Raw genomic sequence first — 25,751 nt, 5'->3', positions numbered from 1 at the left:
ATTTTTCACTCCTTATCATTTACATGTAATCTAAAATACTCGTTTTACTCATCGTACTAACAGCTTTTAATGTTGCTTCGTATGTTGCGTTTATATAAGCTAAATCAGAAATTGCGACAGCTAAATCAACATCCTCAATTTCTTTACGGTTTTCTTGAAGTGCTACATTTTGCTCGTTTAAAATTGTTTTAAACGTCTCCATTGTGTTCATTGTCGAACCAACTTCAGTTGTACGGTTAATGATGCCATCTAAGTTTTGCTTATTTTCTTCCAATAACGGTTTTAATGCTTTTTGGTCACCTTTTTTCATCGCTTCACTCATCTGTTTTAACGTTTTTATAACCGGGGATAATAATGCTTCTCCGTTACGGAACGCTTTGAATTCATAGCCGTCATTTAGTTTCCAGTTCACATCATTTTTTCCACCTTGGTACGTACCATCTTCTGTAAATGGCAGATTTTCTGCACTATCACCACCGAAAATATAACGACCTTGTTCTTTTGTATTCGCTAAATAGACGACCTGTTTTAAAATTTGATCAATCTCTACACCAATAGCCTGCAATTCTTTTTCACTATTTGTACCATTTAACGCTTGTACTGTTAACTGGTCTGCTCTTGTTAAAGATTTCAAAACACCTTGTAAAGTATTTTCAGTTTGTGTTAATACATTTTTCGAATCCGCTATATCTTTCTGCATTTGCTCCATATTTGCCAATGAATGTTGAATCGCAAATGATTTACTTGCTGCAAGTGGATCTTCACTCATAAGAAGGTTTTTCTTCCCTGAGGTTACTTGATTTCGGTGGTATTGCTGTTGCACATTTAAATCCATCAACTGATTCTTTGCCCAGTTTGCATTTTGAAATGTAGATACTCTCATTTCTATCTCCTCCTTAAATATTTCCAATTACCAACTATACATGACTACTCCTTATCTAATAATCGAAAACAAACTATCAAACACTTCATTCATAGTAGTTATAGCTTTAGAATTCGCCACGAAGTATTTCTGGAAGGCCATTAAATTAACCATTTCTTCTTCCATATTTACGCCCTCGATGCTCATCTTTTCTTGCTGGATACCTTCTAATAAATCCTTATGAATATTTTGATATGCATTTACTGAACTTTTATCAGAGGCTACACCAACTAAAAATTGATCTAAGGCTTGCTTATATGTAAGTCCATCCTTATAGCCTTTATCTGTAATAGCCGCAAGGTTGTTGGCAGTTTCAGCCGAAATTTTCATTTTTGAAATATCTTTTATAAAATCAGGATTCAATTCAAGCTTCTTCGCATCTTCTCCTACAAAAAGCTCTTTCTTCATAGTATTATTCACTTGTTTTTTTAACGAATTTACAAACTCATTCAGATTATCTTTATAATTTGTAATCTTTGCTTTCGTATCAATTGCCGATAAAATTGTTCCACCACTTAATGGGATATCTGTTCCAGATATTTGTACAGACATTGGCTTTTTATCCTTCTGTAATTGAAGTGGGTATGTATCTTGACCATTTACAGTTAAAACACCATTCATCCTAACACTTGCAATATTAGGATTTGTAGCTTCATACGATACTTCTATATCTGCATACTTAGACATTTCTGTCATAATACGATCACGTTCATCTAATAGTTGATTTGGTACTTGTGTACCAGCTTGTCCAATTTTCTTGTTCGCTTCTGCTAAACTAGCAGCAAGTCGATTAAATTCATTAACATGCGCTTCAATATCTTCTGTCGTCTGTGCTTCCACTGTATCCAAGTTTTTCGCAAGACGACTTACTTGACTTGTAAACTTCCCCGTTTCAGCAATTAATGTATCGTAGTAATTTGATTGCTCCGGATTTTTTGCAACTTCACGAAAAGCATTGAAAAACCCATCCATTAAACTAGATAATGAATTTTTACCTGTCGTTCCTACCATAGACTCTACTCGCGACAAAGTAGAATTCATATATGCATAGTAAGAGAACTGTGACATTTGATCATTATATTGCTTTGTCTTCACTTCATCTGTAATACGATCAACACCTAATGTTTGTACACCATACCCTATTCTTTGTTCTGGTGCATACCCTTTACTCCCTCCAGCAGATCCGTAATTCACCATTTGACGAACATACCCCGGTGTATGAATGTTAGACAAGTTTTGTTTTGTTGTTTGTAACCCCATTTGAGCCGCTAACATACCCGATAGCGGTGTATTATAATCAGATAATCTCATAAAGCTTCACTTCTCCTTTACAATAGTTCGTTCATAAAGATTTGCGAATTATTGTTTCGCTCTAAGTTATATTCAGAAACAGAATCCACAATACTTTCTGTAGTTTTTAATAGTACGTTTAAGTAATATTGATTTTTCAAAAGAATCATTTTTACATTCTCTTCTAATTCAGTTACGTTTTTTTGTAATTCTTTCATTTTTTCAATTTCTTCTTGAGAAAAATACGAAAATAACGCACTTACACGAAACGATTCAACTCCTTGTTCTTTACAGAACTGAACAACCATTTCTTCAAATGAGCTTGATAACCCTTTTAAGCCATCAATGTACTGCAATTGCTCTACTTGCAATTTTTGAACTGCATTTACATTTTTATTTTTTAAATTCTCATATATTTGCTCTCCAAGCGCTTGAATATTTTCATACGCTTTTTGAATAATAACGAGTTTTTCATATAATTGTATGTACATATAGCTTCCTTCCTTTTACAAGACTAAATTCACAATTAAACCATGGATTTCTCCAATTTGATTTAACATTTCTAAATGTCCTGTTTTCGTATTAATTAAATTCATAACATCTTCTAATTCATTCAATCCCATTTCTGCCTGTTTCACAATCGTCATTTTCTGTGAATATCCGTAACGCGGGTGACGAGACATGACATCTTTATACTGCAATACATTATCCACGTAAAAATTCAAAAATGATTTTACTGTATTTTTGTATTCCATTACATTATCAAGCGTTAATTCCATTTCAATTTTCTCTTTAATTTCTCCAATATTATCGACAAACGCTTCCATTTGTTCTAGTAATTTATCTTTTTTCGGATCTGCATGCAAATTATCCGAAAATGCAAGTCCTGTCCTGACATTTGCTTCTTTCGGCATTTGAGTAGCAGGCGGTATATGCGATAAAATTGGATTATGCGAGATAGAACGTAGCATATATATCACCTATTTATTTTTTTATTTCTTCCTAAACTTAATCGTAAAATCCAGTTATTTATAATTATACTCTGAACAGTAATATTTTGCAGTTATTTTTTATAAAAGATATGTTACAATTTAGCATGAGGTGGCACAATTCTATGAATATTTTCCTTTGTGGTTCAAATCAATTAACAGCATTAGATCAAGAAGAAATTAAAAAATTTTTAACTGACTATGCTCACAAACATAAAATTTACATATTATGTTATAAATCTATTGAAAATGAGGTTCTTCGTTTTTTCGTTGAGAATGAAAGACTCGCTCAAAATTTATGCCTTTACACGCTGCAACCATTGCAAGCAATTACAGATGAATTTCAAGAAGTCGTTGATTACTTAAAAAAACACGGAGCCGAATATGTTGCTTTTGATCATCCTTCTGACTCCATTTACCGATCAGATTATATGTTTTTTGTTAAACAAATTATTGAAGACACTGATTTAGTTCTCTGTTTTTATAATGGGGACAAACATACATCTGTCATCCCTGTCGATGTTGCAAAAGAAGCAGGTATTGATGCTGTCATTTATGATTTACCAGGATTACATGAAAAGCAAATGAAAAAAAGCTTTGAACAAAAAATTCGTATGATGTAAAGGGGGAGGCACAATACCATTATTGTGCCCATTGTAAATATGATAATTGAACAAGATTATGATCATTTTATCGCGAGTTTTAAACAACAATTCAATATGGACATCGCTTCATATAAACAAGATAGAATGCGCCGTAGAATCGATGCTTTCATTTCGAGAAAAGGCTTCGAAAACTACACTAATTTTTTAAACAAATTACGCGCTGATCAAAATTTATTTTTAAATTTTATTGACTATATTACAATTAACGTTTCAGAGTTTTTTAGAAATAAAGAACGATGGCAAACTTTAGAGTCGAAAGCACTACCAAAATTACTCGAACAAAATAGCGGAAAATTAAAGGTATGGAGTGCCGCTTGCGCTGCTGGTGAAGAACCATATACACTCTCTTTAATTTTATCAAAGTATCTAGCTCCATTTCGTTTTGAAATTCAAGCAACAGATCTTGATTTTCATATTTTAGAAACCGCAAAACGCGCTCAATATACGGAACGTTCGTTAAAGGAATTACCTACTGATTTGAAAGAACGTCATTTCACAAAAGAGAATGCTCTATATTCATTGCATCAAAACATTAAACAAAACGTCTCGTTTAAACAACATGACCTTTTAATGCAGTCATTCGATACAAATTATGATTTGATTATTTGTCGTAATGTAATGATATATTTCACAGAAGAAGCAAGAATAAAACTTTACGAAAAATTTAGTCGTTCTTTACGAAAAGGCGGTGTACTATTTGTTGGTAGTACGGAACAAATTTTAACACCCGAACGTTACAATCTTCAGCGATTTGATACATTCTTCTACGAAAAAATATAAAAGAGGTCGTCACAATGGAGTGACGACCTTTTTACATAACTCGAATTAAAATAATACCGACAATCCATATGAAGAGAAAAAGAAACGTCATAGACCATTTATGTTCTTGCATCGTTTGTTTCAATGCCTGTGATAATTGTGTCATGTTCATTTCCGCAAGCGCTCTCCATACACTTACATCCCGATCTTTAGCAATGCGGTCTGTAACGCTAATTAAAATCGTTTCGTTAGACAATTTCGTTATATAAGCAGTAATAACCGTTACCATCAAATTTATATTTCCTTCTGAAGAATCACTTTCCACTCTAGAGATGAGTGCACTTACATCTAGTAAAGGAATATGTACTTTTCTACCAAATGATAGTTGCACTTCAGCGAAATCATATGTTCCATCTAACAAAGGAAGTTCTTTTATATGCGCCTGCTTAATAAGTCCTTGCAGGCTTCTAATTACTTGTTCAAACACTTTTTCTGATTGCTTTCCTTCTTCAGATAACGTATGTAACTTTTTAAAAAGTTGTAACACTGTATCCATCTCTTTAGAAAGCATTTCCTTCATAATCTTTCCATCACTTAAACTTGCAAGTAAAATACCTATCTCATTATTTTTCGAAATAATTTTAGACTGTCCAGTAAACACTAAATTGCTACGCTTTCGTTCTTTCTGGATTTCATGTTCCGAAATAGCTGCAGGCTGTTTTAATGGTTGTAGCGTCTTATCTTCAATTGTCGTACGTTTAATCTCCATTTAAGCGCCTCCACTACTATGAAATAATTAGCCCCATTCTTTATTACTCTTTAAAACTAAAAACAGTACGAACAAACCTGACATGATAGTAAATACATCCGAAGCTTGTACTCCCTGTTCACCTTTTTCTTCTTTCTTGTCTTTCGGTTCTTCTTTTTGTTCTTTCTTTTTAGAGGCAACTTGTTTGTTATTTTTCTCTTTTTGGTCCTTCCCCTTATGTACTTCCTTGTTGTCTTCGAACGGCTCTTTTATAACGTAAGTAAATTCCTCTTTCTCTTTCAACGGTTCTTTTATAAACTTATTTACTATCTCATCTTGCTTCGGAATTTGAACAACTGGCAAATTTTCTTCTGGAAGCGGGTTTTTGACTTTCGAATCTTCTTGTTTCTCATTTTCTTTCTTATCTTCTAATTCATTTTCTAGTTTATTATCTAATTTTTCTTCTTTTTCTTTCTCTTCTATCTTTTTATCATCTTCGTTTTTTGGCACCAAAACAGAAATGGTATATTCACTTTCCTCAACAAGTTTATTACCTGCTGCATCTATTATCTCTACAAGTAATTCGTATGGCCCAGCCGGCAATGCTTCTGTTATTTCAAATACTTTTTGCCAATCCATATCATGCTTGTTGTAGTCTAATAAAAAGGAAAGCTCTTTATTTTCTTTCCCTTTTAATGTAACGCGCACTTCTTTTACAACCGATTCTATATCTGACGCTTTTACTCGTATATGTATAGAATCTCCCTGTTTTCGTTCAACTAAGTTCTCTTTTACTTCATCAATAGTAACTTTCTGTAACTTTGGCAATTCTTTATCTATAGTTGGCGTTTCATTTTTAATACGAATGAGCGGGACTTTCACTTCATTTTTTATGAGCTCTTCTTTCTCATTCTCTTTGTAACTTTGAACGAGCTGAAGATTCCAATCACCTTGCAAATCAAAATCCCCTGCTTTATAGTTAGCAACCCAGCTCTTCGTTTCTTCATCATACTCAAAAGATAACATTCTTTCTTGCGCATATTGCTCGCCATTTTTTTGTAACTGCAATATACCTTTCATACTTTGAATGTTTTTCCCATTTGGTTCTACAGCAATTCGCACCTCTTCGCCAACTTTAAGCTCCAGCTTATTTACTGTAATAATTCCCTGTTCTGTTTCTATCTTTCTTTCACTCAATTGTTTATTTGCTACTTCTTGTTGTTCTGCTTCTTTTTGTTTCTCTTCATCTTGTTTCGTTTCCACTTGCTCTGGCGGTTCTTGAGATTCCTTATTTTCTTCTTGTACATTCACTTCATTTATTTTTTGATCTGGCTCAATTTGTTCCTCAGCCTGACTTTGCAAGGGGAAGAACAAGCACACATGTATGCATAGCCAACTCATTAGAACAAACTTTACGTTTTTCATCTACTAGTTCAAACTCCTATTTCAATGCCTTATAGTGATTTAGTCACTTTTACTCCGAAAAATCCATCTACATTTACAAGTTCACCATACGCCACTAATACATCATTTACATAAATACGAATTGGTTCATCAATATCCTCATCTAGTACAACTGCTTCATTTTCTTGTAAACTTAATATATCTTGAATCGTTTTCACTGTACTTCCAAATACAAATTTCACGTTCATTTCTACATTTTGTAGAATGGACGTGTCCATATATACTGGTTCCATTTGTTTTACTTCTTTAAATTCAATAGGTTGCACAACTGGTTCTACAATTTTTTCTTCTTCAATTTCTTCTGTGGCAATCTCTTCTTCTTCCACCATTGGATACAGAAGTCGCCTTACCATTTCTTTCGCTTCAGAAATTGGCAAAATTTGATACATTTTCGATTGAAGCAGATCACCAATTTCAAGATTGAACGTAATTTGAACGAGTTCGTCCACTTCCATTGACTCTCCCAAATACTCCATTTCTTCTTTTAACGTTACAAATTTAACATTTGGCGGCGTCATGTCCATTTTTTCTTGGAACATTTCTGACATCGCCGTAGCAGCGTGACCCATCATTTGGTTCATTATTTCTTTAATACCGCTCAGTTCTAATTCAGTAAGCTCTTTTTCCGGATCAACTTCACCTGTTCCCATCATCATTAAATCTACCATTGTTAAGGCGACATCTTTCGTAAATACGAATACATTCTCATTCTTTAGCCCTTCAACAAAGTCAACATTTAAAATAACAAATGGCACTGGTACTCCATCATAATGACGAACATTGATTGCTTCCACATTTGGTGTACTAATTGTAACTGGCTGATTTAAAAGCGTTGACAATACTGTTGAAGCGGAACCAATTGAAATATTTGCAATTTCACCAAGCACATCTTTCTCTTCTTGTGTTAAATGCTCTTTTTCAACTTCTTCTACAATCTCAGTTTCCACTACTTCTGCTGGCTCGTCTTTTTCTTCTACTCCACCAGATAATTGCATTAATTTATTTACCATTTGTTTCGCATGCTCAACTGAAACAATTTGTACAAGTTTAGAGTTTACAAGATTATCTATCTTTAAATCAAACGACACTTTAACAATCGTATGATTCCCATCGATTTCAGAGATTTTCTCCATTTCTTCTGATAACTTTACAACATTAATCGTCGGCGGAGACATATCTACTGTATCTTGGAAGAATTCCGACATAGATGTAGCTGCGAATCCCATCATTTGATTCATCGCTTCTTGTACAGCACTTAGTTCTAATTCACCAAGTTCTTTTCCATCCTCCACTTCACCTGTTCCCATCATCATTAAATCAGCAATGGACAATGCAACATCTTGTTTAAGAACAAGAAGGTTTTCCATATCTAATCCTTTTGTAAAATGAATGTTTAATACAACATGTGGAACTTCGACATCTCTTGAATCATATAAATCTACCAACTCTATGCGAGGAGCAGTAATGCTTACTTGCCTATTTAAAATCGTTGATAATACAGTCGAAGCTGAACCAAATGATATATTTGCAATTTCGCCAAGAATATCGCATTCTTGAGGCGTTAAATGCTCATTTTCTTTTTCTAGCACAATCGTGCTCGTATCCCCTTTTGTGTGTTGCTCAGGCATTTTCCCTGCCTCCTCATTTCTGTTTTTCTATCAAATAATATAAACTCTCATTTGATTTTAGCAAACTTATTATATAAAACGTTAATATGTATGTATTCCCATTATTAAATTAGTAACGATTAGCCAAAAAGCTCCCCAATTGTATACAAGTGGGGAGCTTTCCTTCATTCCTATTATAAACCTTCTGGGTTTAAAATGAGGACCACTCGTCCATCACCGAGAATCGTCGCACCAGAGAAATAGTTAGAACTCTCTGCAAAGAAGTCACCTAATGACTTTAAGACTATTTCTCTTTGACCGATAATTGTGTTTACAATAAGTCCATAGCTGCGATGTGTATTACGAACAATTAACACAGGAACCATTTGACCATCATATGACGCAAACGCCTCATCTACTGTTTTTTCACCAAATACAGTACTTAAATGTTTCACTTCAATAATTTGATTACGATAATTTAACACATCTTTTCCTTGTAAGGATTGGATGTCTTCTCTCTTAATTCGAATTGCTTCAACGATATTTCCAAGAGGTAAAGCATAACGCTTATCATTCGTTTGAACAAGCATAGATTGAATAATAGACAACGTTAACGGAAGTTCAATTCTAAATGTACTTCCCTTTCCTTCCTCAGAATCAATGATTAAATGTCCACCTAAACTATGAATCGTATGTTTTACAACATCTAATCCGACACCGCGTCCAGAAAGATCTGATACAACTTCAGCTGTACTAAATCCTGGTTGGAAAATAAGATCAAACACTTCACGATCTGTTAATCTATTTGCATCTGCTTCAGTTACAACGCCATTTTTAATCGCTTTTTCTAATACTTTCCCTTTATTAATACCGTTTCCATCATCCGTAATTTGAATAACGACATGATTTCCACTATGAAAGGCTTCTAATTTAATAGTACCTGTCTCATTTTTACCTGCATCACGTCGTTTTTCTACAGTTTCAACACCATGATCGATTGCATTTCGAATTAAATGAACGAGCGGATCACCGATTTCATCAATAACAATTTTATCTACTTCAGTATCTTCACCTGTAATTTGTAAATCGATTTTTTTCCCTAAATCTTTCGCTAACATACGTACCATACGTGGGAAACGATTGAACACAGTTTCAATCGGCACCATACGCATATTTAATAGTACATTTTGAATATCTTTTGAAATATCGCCTAATCGATTTAAATGTTCAATTAGCTCCTTGTTTTGAATTATTTGAGCCAATTCATCAATGCGCCCACGTTCAATTACACTTTCTTCAAACATATTCATTAATCTTTCGATTTTCTCTAATTGAACACGAATTGAACGATTCTCCACTTTAGCATTTTTCGTTTTTGTAGTACTTTTAGCTGGCATAGTACTTGAAGGTTGATTCGTTGCCTCTATCGGTGATTTTACTTGCGTAACCACAGCAGGTTGTAGCTTTTCTTCTACTTGCACAACTTCTTGTGTCACGACTTTTTTAGAAGCTACTTCCTTCGATATAGGTTCTCCTTGCTTTACTTCCACTTTCTCAATTTCAGAAACATGAAGTACTACTTGTTTCAACTCTTCTATACTACAATCCGTATCCATAAATACTGTAAATTCAAATCCGAAAGCATCTGCTTCAATTTCTTCAATACTCGGAGCTGTTTTTTGTATATTCCCTACATTTTGCAATGCTTCAATACACATAATGGCACGTACTGCTTTTAAAATCGCTTGCTGTTCAACTGTTATATGCACTTCATGCGAAACTCCATCATCGGTGTCTATATGATTTTGCTCTATATGTTCCGTAGGAGTTTCTACATTACCGTTCAATAATGCTTCTAATTTCTGTTTAGTTGAGGCTACATCAATATTGCCCATTCCACCTTGTTGCACATCTGCAACCATCTTCTCCAAATTATCAATGCACTCAAAAATCACATCAATAATATCCGCATTTACAACTATATTTCCATGACGAATTTCATCTAACACATTTTCCATCTTATGCGTTAAATCAGCCATTTCCGTAAATTCCATGCTCGCAGACATACCTTTGAATGTATGAGCGGATCGGAATATTTCTCCTACAACATCCATATCAGCAGGATTTTGTTCTAACACTAGCACATTTTCATTTAGCGACTGTAAATGTTCTTCTGACTCTTCGAAAAATATATTTAATAGATCTGTTTGCATTTTTATCCCCTACCTGTCTAACAAACATTTCATTTATGTATAACAATTTAGTGTTTTACAATGAGAAAAAAGGGGGCCACACGTCGATCCGCTATCACTGTTTTGATTCCTTGTGGCACCCCTTCTATATTAACTATTTGCTACTTTTGTTAAAGCTTCAATTACACGATCCGCTTGGAATGGCTTTACAATAAAGTCTTTTGCCCCGCCCTTAATTGCATCTAATACCATACCTTGTTGTCCCATTGCAGAACAAATAACAACCTTTGCACTTGAATCAATTTTAATAATTTCTTTTAATGCTTCAAGCCCGTCCATTTCTGGCATAGTAATATCTAATGTTACAATATCAGGTTGAAGTTCTTTATACTTTTGAATTGCTTCTACCCCATTCTCTGCTTCGCCGATAACTTCAAATTCAGCATTACTTTTTAATAAGTTTTTAATCATCGTTCGCATAAACATCGCATCGTCTACTACTAAAATTTTATGTGCCATTCTTTTTAATTCTCTCCTTCTATGTATAAATATATCTTAATATTTCACCTTATCATTCTCACTCATTATACAAAATAAAATGATAAAATTTAATATTTTTTTAAAAGAATTTTCGTATTTTTATTATTTTATTATTAAAATAATAATATACTACTCTTTTATATAAATAACAACGCGACGGTTTTTTTCCCAGTTTTGCGGTGAATCATTTGGTACAATTGGCTTTGTGTCTGCATATCCTACTGCAGCTAGCCTTTTATCATCCACATTATACACTTCAATTAAATGGTGAATCATATTTGCCGCTCGTGCTGAAGATAACTCCCAATTAGAAGGGAATTTCTCGTTATGAATAGGTCTACTATCTGTATGTCCCTCTACAACAATTGGGTTAGGTACGGATTGAAAAAATCCAACTAATTGACTTATTATCCCTTTCGCTTCGGGCTTAACGTTCGCATCGCCTGTATCAAATATTAAATTATCTACTATAACGACGCTTACCCCTGTATCCTCTCGATATACATTCACTTGACTAATACCGTTATTATCTACATACGCTTTCAACTTCTTATATAATTCATCCATTCTCTTTTTTGAGATCATTTTTTCATCATTTTTTTCATGTGAAATATCTGGTATTGTATTTTCCATTACTTTTGCATCTACTTGCCCCGTATCACTAAACTTTTCAAGCATCTTTGACAATTTTACTGCATCTTGCTTTGATGTAGCAACTAGTAATACGAAGAAAGTTAATAATAACATCGTTAAATCTGTAAAAGTCGTCATCCAACGAGGCGATCCCTTTTGCGGTCCTTTACTCATCATACCACTCCTTGAAATATTAGGCTGCTCCTTTTACCTTTTTTACCTTTGTTTCGTATACGTATGTATCCAGTTTCAACTTTAATTTAGAAGGGATTTGTCCGCGATACAATTCTGAAATTGCTTCTATTACAAACTTCTTCTCTGTATATAAATCTTCAATACCACGGTATACTTTTTCCGACAGAGGGATTGCAATCATATTCGCAAGTACAGACCCATATAATGTCGTTAACATCGCAACTGCCATCCCTGTACCAATTTGCGATGTATCTTGTAAGTTTTGGAGCATAATGATAAGACCGATTAACGTACCAATCATTCCCCAAGCTGGAGCAAAATCACCAATTTTATCTAATAATGCCGCTCCTTTTCTTAACTCATACACTTCCGTTTCAATATCTTTCAATAACACTTCTTTTAATTCATCTTCATCGTAACCGCTTAACATTAATCGAATTCCTTTTTGAATAAAAGGATTGTCTACTTGCTCTCCATCAACCTCTAAAGAAAGCAAGCCGTTCTTTTTAGACTTTTTCGAAAAATCAACAAACAAATTCGTTAACTGTTCTAAATCTTCTTCTCTTCTATGTAAAACAGTGAAAATACTTTTCGTATATTTTTTTATTTCTCCAAATCGATATGCCACAACAATTGTCGCTGTTGTTCCCCCTATGACAATTAAAATAGATGAAATATCTAAAAAGTTTTTGAAAGCTTTTATTCCACCGCCGCCAAGCATAATCGCCGCTATCACTATGATGAAACCTACTATAATGCCCACTGGGCTAGAAATATCAAACTTCCTTTTTCTTCTTTGTGGTCTAGCTAATACTTGATTTTTTTCTCCCATATTTCTGCCCTTTCCTTTCCATTTTCATATAACATTTTTTTATTTTAATAATACGTTTTCACATATAACATGTATTATACGCTTATCATCTGTTTATCGCAATATACTCATGAAATTGACACATTTCATTTCTATATTAGAATTATGGTATAAAAACATGAGGAGGCTCACGATGGAACACAACATTTTACAAGTCATTGCATTAGCAGAAAAACTAAAATATGAAATGCGACATAGCTGGCTTTCCAACGGGCGTCAAGAAAGTGTTGCCGAACATACATGGCGTATGTCTCTAATGGCCATTTTAGTTGAACCTTATTTGGATCAAAAAGTAAATATTGAGAAATTACTTAAAATGGTTATTATTCACGACCTAGTCGAAGCCGAAGCTGGTGATATCCCTGCATTTGATACGATGAATAGTCACGAATTACAGCTACAAAAACAAAAAAATGAACTAGAAGCTATTTTAAATATTAAACAAACGTTAACAGGTTCTCTCGGTGAGGAATTATATGACTTATGGATGGAGTTTGAAGCAAAAGAAACGTACGAAGCAAAAGTTGCTAATGCACTCGATAAACTTGAGGTGAAAATCCAGCATAACGAAGCTGATATTGATACGTGGCTACCAATTGAACATAAAATGACATTCCAAGTAGCAAAGCATACAAACTTTGATTCTTTCCTATCTAAATTACAAAAAATTATTGAACAAGATGGAGAAAAGAAGTTAATTGCTGCCGGCATTGATGTTGGGGCATGCAAGCAATAATGAAATAAGACACTCAACAAGAGTGTCTTATTTCATTATTGTTGATATAGCCTGCTTATAAATAAGCTGTTGTTTTCCATCCACTAAAATTAAAACTGTAAATTTATCTACTCCAACAACTTCTCCTACTATTCTAACGCCACTCTTTAAGAAAATTGTAACTGTACCTTTTTCTTCTTTTATTTGTTTATACAATTCTTCCTGTAAATGTTCCAATTACTGTCCTCTCCTTTCTGTGAAACATCTTAATATAAAAAACTATAAATTTTTTATTTATGCACTTTGTCTTTTATATTCATAAACTTATTAATTAGTATATCTAAATCACGACTAAATAACAAAACTTTATCATGATCCAATCCGTGTCTCGCAACAAGTTGAATTAATTCTTTCTTTTTGTTTTCTATTTTATTTTGTAATTGTCCCATCTCCATCTCTATACTAAAACTCCCTTTTCCCATAATATTACTTGTAAAATTATAGTACATATTCTCTCATAAAAAAATAAAAAAATGGTTTTTTTTACAATTTTTTATTTTTTATGCCTAAATTACGAATCATGTAAAGGTTTATTTACAAATCACTAACATACAATCCTAATGAATCTACAGGCATTTGTCTAATTATAAATGAGACTGGCTCGTTTTCTATACAAAAAACATACTGTATATAGTAGTCCATGAACCATATAGATTAACTTACTAAAAAGGAGGAAAACATATGAGTTATGGTGGAAGTTGCGCTGGTTTCGGCGGTGGATTTGCTTTGCTTATCGTACTATTCATCCTTCTAATCATCATCGGATGTAGCTGTTGGGGTGGCGGCGGATACGGATATTAATATATCCTATCCTTGACAAATGAACTAAAAACTATAGAAAAACAGCTCATATTTGAGCTGTTTTTTTCATACTTTCGTATGAATTTATATCCCTCTTATTTGCGATTTCAACTAGCAACATATTGTTTACTATGGAATAAGAAACATTTTTACTAAGGGGGATTACAATGATTAGAGGTCTTTACGAAGCACATTTACCTGTCCGCAACTTAAAAGTATCAATACCTTTCTATGAATCACTAGGGCTAAAATTATATAAAAGAGGAGATAATATTGCTTTCTTTTGGATTAAAGAAAATGAGAGTTGGCTCGGCCTTTGGGAAGGCACAGAATACAAAGTGAATTATCACCCCTCTTTACGACATATCGCCTTTCAAGTAAGTTTACATGATTTAGAAAATGCGATTCATTGGCTAAATCAAAAAGGAATTTCAGCACGAAAAGACTTTGGAATGGAACCAATTGAACCGATTGTTTTTCCGGAATTAGCACATGCAGCCGTATACTTTAACGACCCTGATGGAAATAGTTTAGAATTGATTGCACAATTACCTGTTGGACTTCCTACAGCGGAAAAAGTGTATTTGAGTGAGTGGAAAGAACAAATTCAAACATCGTCATTACATAAGGAATAATCTATTTATGTCCGTTTCTTATTCCACACTTCTTAAAACAAATAAAAACTTCAATAAACTATTTTATGGGCAAACATTAAGTGTACTTGGGGATTGGTTCCATACGGTAGCTTTATTAACATTTGTCTACAGCATAACGGAATCGCCGTTTATAATCGCACTTACTTTTATAAGTAAAGGTTTACCACAGCTTCTTCTTAGTCCATTCATAGGCGGAATTGTAGATCGTTTCTCTAAAAAGAATATTATGATTTTTACCGATATTACACGGGGAATTCTAGTCCTTACATACTTACTCGCAGGCTATAAAATTGAGATTATTTTCATTGCTAATATATGTTTATCTGTACTTGCTTGTTTATTTGAACCGGCTAAACAAGCAACCCTAAAAAATATCGTACACCAAAATCATTTCGTAACTGCTAACTCTCTTTCTAGTACAATTAATGGTTTTATGTCTATTATGGGGGCCTCTTTGGGCGGAGTAATTGCACAATCTTTACATATTGAGTTCGCTTTTTTAGTAAATAGCCTATCATACTTTCTTTCAGCCTATTTTATTTATAATATGAGTATTCCTGCTCATGATACTTGTAACAAGAACAATGCATTTTTCACTGATATAAAAGGTGGTTATACATACATATTACAAACAAAAATCATTTTAACATTAATTCTTGTCGGCATTTCATGGGGGATTATTGGAGGCGCTTATCAACTACTTCTAACGATCTATGCCGGAAAAATTTTCCATACGAACATTGGGATTTTATATACGGTTCAAGGGGCTGGACTTATGATAGGAAGCCTTCTCGTTAATCTTTATATATCCCATAATAAAGAAAAAATGAAAAAAGTATTCGGTTGGGCCTACTTATTACAAGGAATTTTCTTTCTCGGATTCATTCTATCCGATCAACTTATTATCGGTATCATTACTTTATTCTGTATGCGTATAGCAGGAGGAATCATCGTTCCACTTGATACGACATTACTTCAAACTTACACACACGAAAATATGATAGGTAAAGTTTTTTCATTCCATTATTCTATTTACGGATCTCTTATTCAGTTATCGATGTTTTTTACAGGAGGGCTGTTAGAAATTCTTTCTCCTCAAATGATTGGCAGTTTATTAGCTATATGTTGTATTTTTGTAAGTTTTATATGGCTGTTTTTATTTTATCGCGGGGAATTTAATGAAGAATCTCCTTCTACTTAATAGCATGTTTATAAACATGCTATTTTTATTTATGTCGAAATACAGAGGAAAAAGACGATTTATTTTCCTTATGTTCTAATTTTTTAGAATGTACAATAAATTTAGATTATAAGAAAAGGGGTGCCATAATGTTTGACGATAGACTTACTATTTCAGCTGAGCAGCAGAAGCTCATTTCCAATGCAACTCGCATTCAAATTCTTCACCTTTTAAAAGATGAAGCACTTACTGCAAAACAAGTTGCTACTAAACTAAATAAATCTGCTGGAAGCGTACATTATCACGTTCAAATTTTATATGATGGAGGGTTGCTTGAATTAGTAGAAACGAAGGAAAAACGAGGGATTATTGAAAAATATTATAAAGCAAAAGCTGCTCATTTCTATATTGAAGAAAGCGGCACAGAAGGAACGAATACAGGTAGTCATATTGTATCTCATTTATTTTTAACTCCAGAGGAATTACAACAGCTTACTTGGGAGATTACACAAGTTTTATTACGCTGGGAAAACAAAACCGCTCGTCAATCAAACTCTGAAGAGGAATACGCTATTTCCTGCAGGATTAAAAAACAATGAAAGAAAGGACCATTTATTCATGAAAAATAAATTATTATTATTGTCGGGAACAGGAATTTCTCGTTTAGGTGATTTTATGTATCTCATCGCTCTAAACTTAATGGTGTTAAATAGCACAAACTCACCTGCTGCTGTAGCAGGATTATGGATTGTTGGTCCAATCGCCACTGTTGTTACAAAAATATGGTCTGGTAGTATAGTAGATCGATTAAACAAACGGTCCATTATGCTCATCACAGATATAATTCGAGCAGCTCTCATTGGCTGTATTCCATTATTTGATTCTATTTGGGCCATTTATATGTTCATCTTTTTAACTCGCATCGCTACATCATTTTTCGATCCAGCTTCATTTACTTATAAAACAATGCTCATACGAGCTGAAGAGCGCGCTCAATTTAATGCATGGAATAGCCTATGTACAAACGGGGCTTTTATTATCGGTCCAGCTCTTGCTGGAATACTTCTCACCACGTACTCAGCAGCCTTTGTTATTTACTGCAACTCACTTTCATTTCTACTTTCTACCATTCTCATTTACTTCTTGCCAAACATTACATTACAAACAAAGCAAAACGAAGAAGTTGCAAATACTTTTGTACAAACATTACGAAGTGATTGGAAACAAGTTTTTTCGTTCGCTCGAACAGAAACGTACATTATTCTCATATTCGTTTTATTTCAAGCGACTATGCTTGTTTCTATGGCACTCGATTCACAAGAAGTTGTTTTTACGAGGCAAGTACTGTTTTTAACCGATATAGAATACAGTATGCTTGTTAGTATAACTGGCGCTGCTTACGTTTCCGGTTCATTTCTCGTCTCTCTCTTTGCCAAACGATTACCAATTCAACATTGTATCGGATTAGGTATGATTTTCACAGCAATAGGCTATATAATTTTCGCCTTTTCAAATTCATTTATAGTCGCAGCAGGTGGTTTCATTTTACTTGGTATTTCTTCATCATTTGCTGGTACTGGCTTTATAACATTTTATCAAAATAACATCCCTATATATATGATAGGACGTATCGATAGCGTGTTTGATTCCATAAAAAATTTCATCCAAATCTTTTTTGTTTTAGCAATTGGGGCATCCGCACAATTTCTTTCCGTTCAATTTACTGTAATAAGTAGCTCGTTACTCATTCTTTTCCTTTCCTGTTTATTAGCAATCCGGGTAATGACTCCTTCACGAGAAAAATACTTTAAAACTACAGAATCATCATTAGAATATTAAATGCAACATAAAAAGCGGCTATTTGCCGTGCAGTAAGCCTCCCACTGATTAAAGTTTCACTTTATGTTAAAATATTTATTAAATTTGATTATGTAGGGGGGCTATTTTGGAAATTATATTCATTTTCATATGTATTATATTAGTAGCTTCTATTTTACAAACAAGTACAGGTTTTGGCTTTTCTATTATGGCAACACCTTTCTTACTCATGTTATTTCTACCACAAGAAGCTATACAAATAAATATCATTTTATCATTAATTATTTCCATATCACTCATTTGGAAAATAAGAATAGATATTGATTTTATACTACTGAAAAGATTAATTTTCGGAAGTATAGTTGGTGTTCCTTTTGGCATTTTCATTTTCACTTCCATTAACATCAACACTTTTAAATTAGCAATTAGCATCCTGCTTTTACTATTAACGTTGATGCTAATATGCAACTTTAAGATTAAATCAACAAAATCTAGAGATTTCTTAGTGGGCGGATTATCCGGTCTTTTAACGACAAGTATCGGTATGCCAGGACCACCCCTGTTACTTTACTTTACAGGAACTGATACGAAAAAAGAGAAATTGAGAGCAACTACTTTAGCTTTTTATCTATTTATATATTTCATTAGCCTACTAACTCAAATACTCTTTACTGACACAAACAAAACAATTTGGGAATCAAGTTTTTACGCTATTCCAATCGTATTTCTAGGTTTGTATATAGGGCAAATTATTTTCAAACGGCTTAATAAACGAATTTTCAAAATATTTACGTACATCCTTTTAAGTTGCACGGGTATGTATCTTCTTATTGAAAGTTTGCATTTATTATAAGTAAGTTTTTCAAAATACAAAATCATAAATAAAATACTAACCAAACGATAAAAAGCGGCTATTATGCCGCTTTTTATTTTCACATTAAATATTTTAAAACTAGAAGCCCAGCTATCGCTATTACAAACACATTGAAAAAAATCATCCAACTTTTTTCGAAATCTTTATATCTCTCTTCTTTCACTCCACATTGTTTTAGCCTTCCAATTAAAACTGTTAATTCTTGATTATACTCTTTACTTCCTAATTGTATATAATTGTTATTTATTTTAATTCCATATACATTTTTCATTTTTTTATGTTGCGAAACTGCTTGAATTGAGTTTACTAATACACTGTATTCATTTAACTTTTTAAAATAACAATCTAACGCTATAATTTGTAACCTTGTATTAGTTAAAACAATGTAATAATAAAATGTAGCACCTGTGGTTAATATATTAGGTATAACTTTAGAATTTACAAGACTTCCTTCTTCCACTAATATTTCACATTGTATTTCCTCTCCTTCTTGCAACTCTTTCCGAACTGATTTTTCCAACATTTGTACCGTTAATTTCTTCAATAACTCCCCGTTTTTCACATAATACTTATCTATATTGATAGACTCATTTGCTTCTTTCTCTAAACGTGTAATTTCTTCCTCTGAATATTGGAGCTCATTTAACATCGATAATAATCTTTTATCCATATTACACACTCCCTTTCCACAGTTTTTGAAGTTTTTTCTTCCCACGAGAAATTCGATTGTATATATAATCTGCCGTTACTTTTAATTCTTTTGCAATATCGTCAATGGAATATCCATCAATATACCTCTTTAAAAAGATATATCGATCTTTCTTATTTAAATCTTGAACAATTTTCATAATCTCTTCTTCTTGTTCTATTTCATACCTATCATGGACACTTGTATCTATTTCTACGTCCTTATCGATTTTATTCTCTTTATATACTTTCTTTTTATATTCCAATGCCTTCAATTTAGTAATACCAATCATCCAAGATTTTAAGTTTCCCTTTTCTGTATCAAATTGGTCGATATTAAACCAAATAACAGTAAATACATCGTTATAACAATCATCCACATATTGTTTTTCAGTAGGGGTACTTAATGATTTATGACTAATGTACAAAATTAATTTTCCATATTGATCAATCACTTCTTTCAAAGCATCTTGATCATGTTTTTTCATAGCTATAATTAAATCCTCTTCAGAATCGAAAATCATATGCATCTTCCTTCCTCAGTTCCCCTTTAGCAGCTGCCTTTACTTACTATTGGTATTTCATTCTCATTTTCTATCACTTTTGTAAAAATTTATTAACTTTTATTTCTATATATATGATAACAAACGAAATACCTAAGATCAGAAAGAATAGACAACTTTCTGATCTTAGGTATTTCTCCTTTCAAAAAAGGCAAACCCGCATCACAGGTTTGCCTCTTTACTCACTTCTTATTTAATCCTTTTTCACTTAAAAACTCTTTCATATGCATTCTTTTTTCTTTAGACATAAACGAACTCATTGATTCCGTCCATGTTACGCTTTTCTTGTTTGATGATCTTTCTTTGTAATACGAGTTCATCGTTTCATCATATTCATTTAATAATTCATCATATTTCTTTTCATCATATCCATTTTCATGAAGAACCGCTGCTACCGGTAAGCGTGGTTTAACTCCATGTTCTTCATCTGGTACACCGACTGTCATTCCGAATACAGGATATACTTTATCTGGTAAATGAAGCAATTCGCTCACTTCTCTCGGATTATTACGAATACCACCAATATAACAAATACCGTATCCTAATGACTCTGCTGCTAACGCTAAGTTTTGCGCAAAAAGTGAAGCATCTACCGTCGCAACGATAAAGTCTTCCACCCCTTCATGCTTTATCTCTGTACCATGTTTTTCACATGCAATTTCAAGTCGTTTTAAATCTGCACAACAAACAAAGAATGCTGCGCAGTCTTTCACATGGCGATTTCCGGATAACTCTGCTAATTTAGCCTTTAATTCCTGATTTGTTACATATATGACAGAATACGCCTGTACAAAATGTGATGAAGCCGCATGCTGTGCAGCGTGCACCATTTTTTCTACTACATCTTTCGGAATTGATTCTTCTTTATATTTACGAACTGAAACGTGTTGCTCTATCTTATGTATTATCTCATTCATGAAAATCACTCCTTTTTCTCTTCATAATGAAAAATTAACACATCTTTTTCAATATTCACAACTTATAAGCACAAAAAGAGCAATTCTTTTTGAATTGCTCTTTTTTTAAAACGTCTATGAATACGGTAAATGAAATTATATTAACGGTAATTTAAATGAAATTTTTTCTTGTCTTATTACGCCGTTTTCAAGACTTTAATACCTTTTACGATATTCCAAATGAAGTAGTAAATTCCTACAAGAATGAACACTGTATATGTGATAATCATTCCAATTCCAGCACCGTCAGATTGATTGAAACCTAAACCGTACATTCCTGATACTGCTAGTCCTCCAAATAAGATTGCGTATGGGAAAACATGTGACCAAAATGCTTTTTTCGCGTGATACTTCACTTCATCTTCTGCAACAAAGTACACGATAATTGGTAGTAAAAATGGTGCAAAAAAGATACTAAAGTAACATAACGAAGATAAAATATTATTTCCTTTCATCCGATTCACCTCTAAATAGTTTTTGTTACTTTCATTATGTCAGGAAATCATTCTAGAAACTATCGCTTTACCTTTCACTAACGTGACATATTTGTAAGATTTTCCTCAAATTAAATCCCGTCTGAAGTTTCAGACGGGATCACTTTCACTATATTCGATTCATAAACCAATACTGTGTAATGGCTAAATATTCTCGTACATTCGATGGAATGATGATTGGTCTCGGTGTTTTTGCCGGAAGACCTTCTAATTGTAAACCTTGTTTGGCAGCTATTTTTTTCGCTCTAAACATATGAAAATCGTTTGTTACGATCATACCTTTTTTCATATCGGCTGGAATTAACGGTTTTGAGAATGTAATATTCTCATCTGTACTCGTAGATTTGTCCTCCATTATAATACGGTCTTCTGCGATGTTTTGTTTTATTAGTCCTTGTTTCATTGCTAATGCTTCTGAAATGTCTTCACCTTTTCCTTGTCCTCCAGATACGATAGCGATTGTTTTCTCATGTGATTTTAAATATTCAGCTGCTTTATCAATACGATATTGCAATGAATAAGATGGTTTCGTTCCATTTACTTTCGATCCTAGTACAATTATGTACTCAGCATCTTCACTTGCATTCATATGTCCATGCTTATAAATGTGATATTGTAAAAACCCCGCATATACGGCGCAAATCATTATAACAACTAAAATACACTTTATTATTTTCTTCTTTCTCATACTCATATACTCCTATTTTCTTTTACTTCCTTCATGATAATATCCATTTATTTGTTTGTATACAGACAAATTCCAATAAACCCTAAATTATCCTCTGAAAGGTAATATTTATATTACTTTCGGGAATAGTAAGTACAACTTTACACCAAGGAGTGTCTCTATTGCTTCTCTTTTTATGTAACGTGTCGTTCTTTTTCATCTTATTTTTACTATCGCTTAAGTTACTCGGTAAATCCGCGTTAGCACAACTAACTCCTCATGATTTTGGGGCTATAATCTTTTTATCTTATTTAGCTTTCCAGGCCATACCCGTCTCTGGTGCTTTACAAGCATTTCTCGGTATGGTTGTTATTACATGTTTACATTTACTCCTTACAAAATTAAGCCTATTCAACAAACTAAATCGTTTTATTCTCGGACACCCTATCATTTTAATTAAACATGGTGATATTATTTTTGAGAACTTACAAAAAAGTAGATATCCCATTGCCGAACTACTTTCTAATCTTCGCGTTGCAGGATATCCGAGTGTTCATGAAATTGAATACGCCATTTTAGAAGCGAACGGAGCTATTAGTATTTTACCAAAAAGAGAACTTGTACCATTAACTCCAAAAGATTTAAACATAGATGTTAAGTATGCTGGATTACCAATTGCACTTATCGTCGATTCACAAATTCAATACGATAACTTAAAGTTAATCCATAAAGATGAAAAATGGTTATATAAAGAATTAAAAGAAAAAGGAATTACAAATATTAAAAACGTTGCTTTCGCTTCTGTTCAAGAAACGGATGGATCTTTTGCGATTAGTTTAAAGGAATAAAAAAATCCCCTTAATTGCTTAAGGGGATTTTCTTCATCATATCGCTTCTTTCTCTCCTGCCATATTTAATGGAACAGGATGTTTCATACGATTCATCGTAAATACGATAATTGCTGTCATTACTTCAGCAACTGGCATAACGAGCCAAATTCCGTTTATCCCAAATAATTTCGGCATAATCCATAACAATGGAATGATAAATAGTAACCCTCGGCTCATTATAATCAGTACTGATTTCTTCGTTTGTCGCACTGATTGGAAGTACTCTCCATACACAATGTTATAGCCTAAAAATACGTATTGAATAAAGAATAAGCTAATACCCGTTAATGTTAACTCCAATAATTCTGGAGATTGGACATCAAATAGACCAATGATATATTTCCCGAAGAATAATCCGACAATTATCGCAATGCCCCCAAGTACAACAGCAATTTTCACAGCAAACTGCAATCCTTCACGCAATCTTTCTGATAAGTTTGCCCCGTAATGGAAACTAGCAATCGGTTGCAATGCAGCACCTACACCGAAGAATAATAGTAATGCCATTGCATGAATACTATTCACCATCGCATAGGAAGCTACTCCTACTTCTCCTGCATATTGGACGAATGCGATATTAAAACCAATCGTTACGATTGCAACCGTACTTTCTGCTGTAAAACTTGGGAAACCAATCACCATAATTTGTTTGACAGTATCCCATTCAAAATGGAATTTCGTCCATTTTAAAATACTACTTTTTCTAAAGAAATGAGTTAATAATACAAGAAAACCAATCGCTGCCGAAAGAATAGTCGCTGAAGCAGCACCTGTTACCCCCCATCCAAAGATAAAAATAAAGATATAGTCAAATACTATATTTAATACAGCCGTTACAACAAGACCTGCCATTGCTAAATTAGGATTTCCATCATTTCGTATAAATGTACTTAAAATATTTTCTAAAACGTATATCATTCCAAATGTTAATAATACGTGTAAATAGTCTAACGCATATGGTAAAATCACTTCATTTGCACCAAATAAGTATGCTAAATCTTCTATTCTCCATAAACAAATAGCCGCTAAAACACCTACGATAACAACTGCTACCGTCATGGATTGAGTAAAAATAGACCTTGCTCTTTCTCGTTTATTTTCACCTAATGCAATGGAATATAACGTTGCCCCGCCCATTCCGATCCATAATGAAATAGAGAAAAAAATCGAAAACGCTGGAATAGCCACGTTTACTCCTGCTAAACCGTTCGCCCCAACTCCTCTACTAATCATGACCGCATCAATTACAATATTAACTGACATTAATACCATTCCTAGAACAGCTGGTATTAAATAAGAAATAAATAAACTTTTTATGGGTTTTTCTCTTAATTTTTCTGTTGCTTCCATACTCTAATATGCTCCTTTTTTCAACTCTCTTTCCTCAGTTTAAACCTTCAAGTAACTTGAAGGTCAATAGTGAATTAAAAAATAGGTAACTTAATTATTGCGTTTGATGCTCATTTGTAATTATACGAGTCCTATAACTTATTGCTTTGTTTTTTCATTATAGGAATTTGAATTTCTGTTACTTGCTCCTCTGGATTTTCTGTTACAGACCAATCAATTAATGCAATCTCAATCGAATCTCCGTCTATTTCATATCCTTCTTGATCAATATATTTTATTAATTTCTTATATGTTTCATCAGTTTCTTCATATGGCCCGTGGTGATATACACAGGCAAATATACCTGCTTTAATTTCATCTGAACTATTCACTTGAAAGGGCATGTAATCCAAAAGAATGAAAACACTACTATATGCTTGAAACTCATTTTGCATTAATCCTTTTTTCGCAACAGTTACACCAATATCTCCAGAAAATAAACTATCATCCATTTGCCTCATATTTTTTTGCAACGAATGGATGTAGTACTCAAACATATCATCCGTCGTATTTGGAGCAACCGCAATTGCTGTAATTTTCCGCTGCGGGATCTCTTTAATTACCATTTGTTCAGCTTTTGCTTTTGTTGCTTCCTTAATTAAATGAATTCTATGTTCCATTTTTGCTAAGGCATATTCAATTTCTCTTTGTTTCTTCAGCATCATTTCTTGTTGTTTTTCCAGTAAATTGAGTGCGTATGTTGGATTTCTTTCATCAATATATTTCTTAATTTCCTTTAACGGAATATTTAACTGGCGTAAAAATTTAATCGTATCTAACAGTGAAAATTGATCGATTGTATAATAACGATAATTCGTTTGAGGATCAACAATGGACGGATGAAAAATTCCTTTTTCATCATAATACCTCAATGTAGATTCTGCGATATTATGCATTTTTGCCATTTCTCCAATTGTAAAGCGTTTATTTAATAACATGTTTCCTTCTCCAATTCATTAAAAATATTGCCTTATTTCTTCTTATTATATAGCCATTCCCTTCATACCTAAATCAAATTCCATCATGAAAATCTGCTATTTTTTCATTGATTTTTAATAAATTTTATTATATATTAATTACAGGTTCAAATTACAGGTTCAAAAGAACTTGTAATCAGACCCTTTTG

Annotated in this window: 30 protein-coding genes; 10 read left to right on the top strand and 20 right to left on the bottom strand. The window is 33.1% G+C overall.

The features are described from left to right. Positions 1 to 19 precede the first annotated feature (19 nt). The 4 genes from QCI81_RS22445 to QCI81_RS22430 are packed head-to-tail and all read right to left on the bottom strand — an operon-like array spanning position 20 to position 3,183. Positions 20 to 883: a flagellar hook-associated protein 3 gene (locus QCI81_RS22445; protein ID WP_071730829.1), complete on the bottom strand. Its 864-nt coding sequence runs from the start codon at positions 881 to 883 to the stop codon at positions 20 to 22. Between the two features lie 51 nt (positions 884 to 934). After that, on the bottom strand, positions 935 to 2,233 hold the full coding sequence (gene flgK, locus QCI81_RS22440; protein ID WP_016109692.1) for a flagellar hook-associated protein FlgK: 1,299 nt from the start codon (positions 2,231 to 2,233) through the stop codon (positions 935 to 937). A gap of 17 nt (positions 2,234 to 2,250) precedes the next feature. Next, positions 2,251 to 2,703, bottom strand: a complete 453-nt coding sequence (locus QCI81_RS22435; RefSeq protein WP_000275879.1) for a hypothetical protein — start codon at positions 2,701 to 2,703, stop codon at positions 2,251 to 2,253. A 15-nt stretch (positions 2,704 to 2,718) separates the two neighbouring features. Continuing rightward, the gene (locus tag QCI81_RS22430) at positions 2,719 to 3,183 is read right to left on the bottom strand and encodes a YaaR family protein (RefSeq protein ID WP_000946323.1); all 465 of its coding nucleotides are present in this window, start codon (positions 3,181 to 3,183) and stop codon (positions 2,719 to 2,721) included. A gap of 143 nt (positions 3,184 to 3,326) precedes the next feature. Between QCI81_RS22430 and QCI81_RS22425 the strand changes: the two genes are divergently transcribed. Both QCI81_RS22425 and QCI81_RS22420 read left to right on the top strand, forming a co-directional pair. Further along, entirely contained in the window at positions 3,327 to 3,824 is a 498-nt protein-coding gene (locus QCI81_RS22425; RefSeq protein ID WP_001020110.1) for a flagellar motor switch protein FliG, read from the top strand. Positions 3,825 to 3,863: 39 nt separating this feature from the next. Continuing rightward, entirely contained in the window at positions 3,864 to 4,646 is a 783-nt protein-coding gene (locus QCI81_RS22420; protein WP_071730828.1) for a CheR family methyltransferase, read from the top strand. 31 nt (positions 4,647 to 4,677) lie between these two features. On the opposite strand, the gene QCI81_RS22415 is transcribed toward QCI81_RS22420, so the two are convergent. The 7 genes from QCI81_RS22415 to QCI81_RS22385 all read right to left on the bottom strand — a co-directional run bounded on the left by QCI81_RS22415 (position 4,678) and on the right by QCI81_RS22385 (position 12,836). Continuing rightward, complete coding sequence (locus tag QCI81_RS22415; protein WP_000403962.1) at positions 4,678 to 5,394, bottom strand: hypothetical protein; 717 nt, start codon at positions 5,392 to 5,394, stop codon at positions 4,678 to 4,680. A 27-nt stretch (positions 5,395 to 5,421) separates the two neighbouring features. Next, on the bottom strand, positions 5,422 to 6,798 hold the full coding sequence (locus tag QCI81_RS22410) for a transglycosylase (protein WP_071730826.1): 1,377 nt from the start codon (positions 6,796 to 6,798) through the stop codon (positions 5,422 to 5,424). A 29-nt stretch (positions 6,799 to 6,827) separates the two neighbouring features. After that, positions 6,828 to 8,465 (bottom strand): flagellar motor switch protein, encoded by a 1,638-nt coding sequence (locus QCI81_RS22405; RefSeq protein ID WP_001115016.1) that lies wholly within the window; start codon positions 8,463 to 8,465, stop codon positions 6,828 to 6,830. A gap of 173 nt (positions 8,466 to 8,638) precedes the next feature. Next, complete coding sequence (locus tag QCI81_RS22400) at positions 8,639 to 10,657, bottom strand: chemotaxis protein CheA (protein ID WP_001192617.1); 2,019 nt, start codon at positions 10,655 to 10,657, stop codon at positions 8,639 to 8,641. A 129-nt stretch (positions 10,658 to 10,786) separates the two neighbouring features. Continuing rightward, positions 10,787 to 11,155, bottom strand: coding sequence for a response regulator (locus tag QCI81_RS22395; protein ID WP_000940568.1), 369 nt, complete (start codon positions 11,153 to 11,155; stop codon positions 10,787 to 10,789). Positions 11,156 to 11,305: 150 nt separating this feature from the next. Next, positions 11,306 to 11,983, bottom strand: coding sequence for an OmpA family protein (locus tag QCI81_RS22390; protein WP_000033627.1), 678 nt, complete (start codon positions 11,981 to 11,983; stop codon positions 11,306 to 11,308). Between the two features lie 19 nt (positions 11,984 to 12,002). Continuing rightward, positions 12,003 to 12,836, bottom strand: a complete 834-nt coding sequence (locus tag QCI81_RS22385; RefSeq protein ID WP_000504188.1) for a MotA/TolQ/ExbB proton channel family protein — start codon at positions 12,834 to 12,836, stop codon at positions 12,003 to 12,005. 172 nt (positions 12,837 to 13,008) lie between these two features. Between QCI81_RS22385 and QCI81_RS22380 the strand changes: the two genes are divergently transcribed. Further along, the gene (locus tag QCI81_RS22380; protein WP_000400767.1) at positions 13,009 to 13,611 is read left to right on the top strand and encodes an HD domain-containing protein; all 603 of its coding nucleotides are present in this window, start codon (positions 13,009 to 13,011) and stop codon (positions 13,609 to 13,611) included. 27 nt (positions 13,612 to 13,638) lie between these two features. Here QCI81_RS22380 and hfq read toward each other — a convergent pair whose 3' ends face one another. Together hfq and QCI81_RS22370 are read right to left on the bottom strand one after the other, a co-directional pair. Next, positions 13,639 to 13,827: an RNA chaperone Hfq gene (gene hfq / locus QCI81_RS22375; protein WP_000400665.1), complete on the bottom strand. Its 189-nt coding sequence runs from the start codon at positions 13,825 to 13,827 to the stop codon at positions 13,639 to 13,641. A gap of 53 nt (positions 13,828 to 13,880) precedes the next feature. Next, positions 13,881 to 14,099, bottom strand: a complete 219-nt coding sequence (locus QCI81_RS22370; protein WP_000291691.1) for an aspartyl-phosphate phosphatase Spo0E family protein — start codon at positions 14,097 to 14,099, stop codon at positions 13,881 to 13,883. Positions 14,100 to 14,331: 232 nt separating this feature from the next. On the opposite strand from QCI81_RS22370, the gene QCI81_RS22365 reads away from it, so the two are divergent. The 6 genes from QCI81_RS22365 to QCI81_RS22340 all read left to right on the top strand — a co-directional run bounded on the left by QCI81_RS22365 (position 14,332) and on the right by QCI81_RS22340 (position 18,958). Continuing rightward, positions 14,332 to 14,451 carry a YjcZ family sporulation protein gene (locus tag QCI81_RS22365; RefSeq protein WP_000120179.1) on the top strand — a complete coding sequence of 40 codons (120 nt, stop codon included), beginning with the start codon at positions 14,332 to 14,334 and terminating at the stop codon, positions 14,449 to 14,451. 167 nt (positions 14,452 to 14,618) lie between these two features. Continuing rightward, positions 14,619 to 15,086: a VOC family protein gene (locus QCI81_RS22360; protein ID WP_033696135.1), complete on the top strand. Its 468-nt coding sequence runs from the start codon at positions 14,619 to 14,621 to the stop codon at positions 15,084 to 15,086. Positions 15,087 to 15,093: 7 nt separating this feature from the next. Continuing rightward, a complete protein-coding gene (locus QCI81_RS22355; RefSeq protein WP_000117054.1) occupies positions 15,094 to 16,308 on the top strand; it encodes an MFS transporter in 1,215 nt (404 codons plus the stop codon). Between the two features lie 128 nt (positions 16,309 to 16,436). Beyond that, positions 16,437 to 16,886, top strand: coding sequence for an ArsR/SmtB family transcription factor (locus tag QCI81_RS22350; RefSeq protein WP_000459089.1), 450 nt, complete (start codon positions 16,437 to 16,439; stop codon positions 16,884 to 16,886). A gap of 19 nt (positions 16,887 to 16,905) precedes the next feature. Further along, complete coding sequence (locus tag QCI81_RS22345) at positions 16,906 to 18,126, top strand: MFS transporter (RefSeq protein WP_071730822.1); 1,221 nt, start codon at positions 16,906 to 16,908, stop codon at positions 18,124 to 18,126. 106 nt (positions 18,127 to 18,232) lie between these two features. Continuing rightward, positions 18,233 to 18,958 carry a sulfite exporter TauE/SafE family protein gene (locus tag QCI81_RS22340; RefSeq protein WP_071730820.1) on the top strand — a complete coding sequence of 242 codons (726 nt, stop codon included), beginning with the start codon at positions 18,233 to 18,235 and terminating at the stop codon, positions 18,956 to 18,958. A 79-nt stretch (positions 18,959 to 19,037) separates the two neighbouring features. On the opposite strand, the gene QCI81_RS22335 is transcribed toward QCI81_RS22340, so the two are convergent. From QCI81_RS22335 to QCI81_RS22315, 5 genes are all read right to left on the bottom strand, one after another. After that, positions 19,038 to 19,649, bottom strand: coding sequence for a hypothetical protein (locus tag QCI81_RS22335; protein WP_063546961.1), 612 nt, complete (start codon positions 19,647 to 19,649; stop codon positions 19,038 to 19,040). Position 19,650: 1 nt separating this feature from the next. Continuing rightward, the gene (locus QCI81_RS22330) at positions 19,651 to 20,196 is read right to left on the bottom strand and encodes a sigma-70 family RNA polymerase sigma factor (RefSeq protein ID WP_063546960.1); all 546 of its coding nucleotides are present in this window, start codon (positions 20,194 to 20,196) and stop codon (positions 19,651 to 19,653) included. Between the two features lie 215 nt (positions 20,197 to 20,411). Continuing rightward, positions 20,412 to 21,146 carry an oxygen-insensitive NADPH nitroreductase gene (nfsA, locus tag QCI81_RS22325; protein WP_001002379.1) on the bottom strand — a complete coding sequence of 245 codons (735 nt, stop codon included), beginning with the start codon at positions 21,144 to 21,146 and terminating at the stop codon, positions 20,412 to 20,414. Positions 21,147 to 21,322: 176 nt separating this feature from the next. After that, positions 21,323 to 21,640, bottom strand: a complete 318-nt coding sequence (locus QCI81_RS22320; RefSeq protein ID WP_063546959.1) for a magnetosome magnetite crystal formation protein family — start codon at positions 21,638 to 21,640, stop codon at positions 21,323 to 21,325. Positions 21,641 to 21,788: 148 nt separating this feature from the next. Next, positions 21,789 to 22,367, bottom strand: a complete 579-nt coding sequence (locus QCI81_RS22315; protein WP_001227658.1) for a YdcF family protein — start codon at positions 22,365 to 22,367, stop codon at positions 21,789 to 21,791. A 161-nt stretch (positions 22,368 to 22,528) separates the two neighbouring features. Here QCI81_RS22315 and QCI81_RS22310 point away from each other — a divergent pair, with 161 nt between their 5' ends. After that, a complete protein-coding gene (locus QCI81_RS22310) occupies positions 22,529 to 23,194 on the top strand; it encodes a DUF421 domain-containing protein (protein ID WP_000923922.1) in 666 nt (221 codons plus the stop codon). A gap of 36 nt (positions 23,195 to 23,230) precedes the next feature. Here QCI81_RS22310 and QCI81_RS22305 read toward each other — a convergent pair whose 3' ends face one another. Continuing rightward, positions 23,231 to 24,586: an MATE family efflux transporter gene (locus tag QCI81_RS22305; RefSeq protein WP_000388396.1), complete on the bottom strand. Its 1,356-nt coding sequence runs from the start codon at positions 24,584 to 24,586 to the stop codon at positions 23,231 to 23,233. A 131-nt stretch (positions 24,587 to 24,717) separates the two neighbouring features. Further along, positions 24,718 to 25,563 (bottom strand): MerR family transcriptional regulator, encoded by an 846-nt coding sequence (locus QCI81_RS22300; protein WP_000925940.1) that lies wholly within the window; start codon positions 25,561 to 25,563, stop codon positions 24,718 to 24,720. Between the last annotated feature and the right edge of the window lie 188 nt (positions 25,564 to 25,751).

The sequence above is a fragment of the Bacillus cereus group sp. MG20 genome (genome assembly GCF_040459885.1).
Lineage (GTDB): Bacteria > Bacillota > Bacilli > Bacillales > Bacillaceae_G > Bacillus_A > Bacillus_A cereus.
The sequence above is the reverse complement of the archived record's forward strand: the minus strand, read 5'-3'. Positions and strand labels throughout refer to the sequence as shown.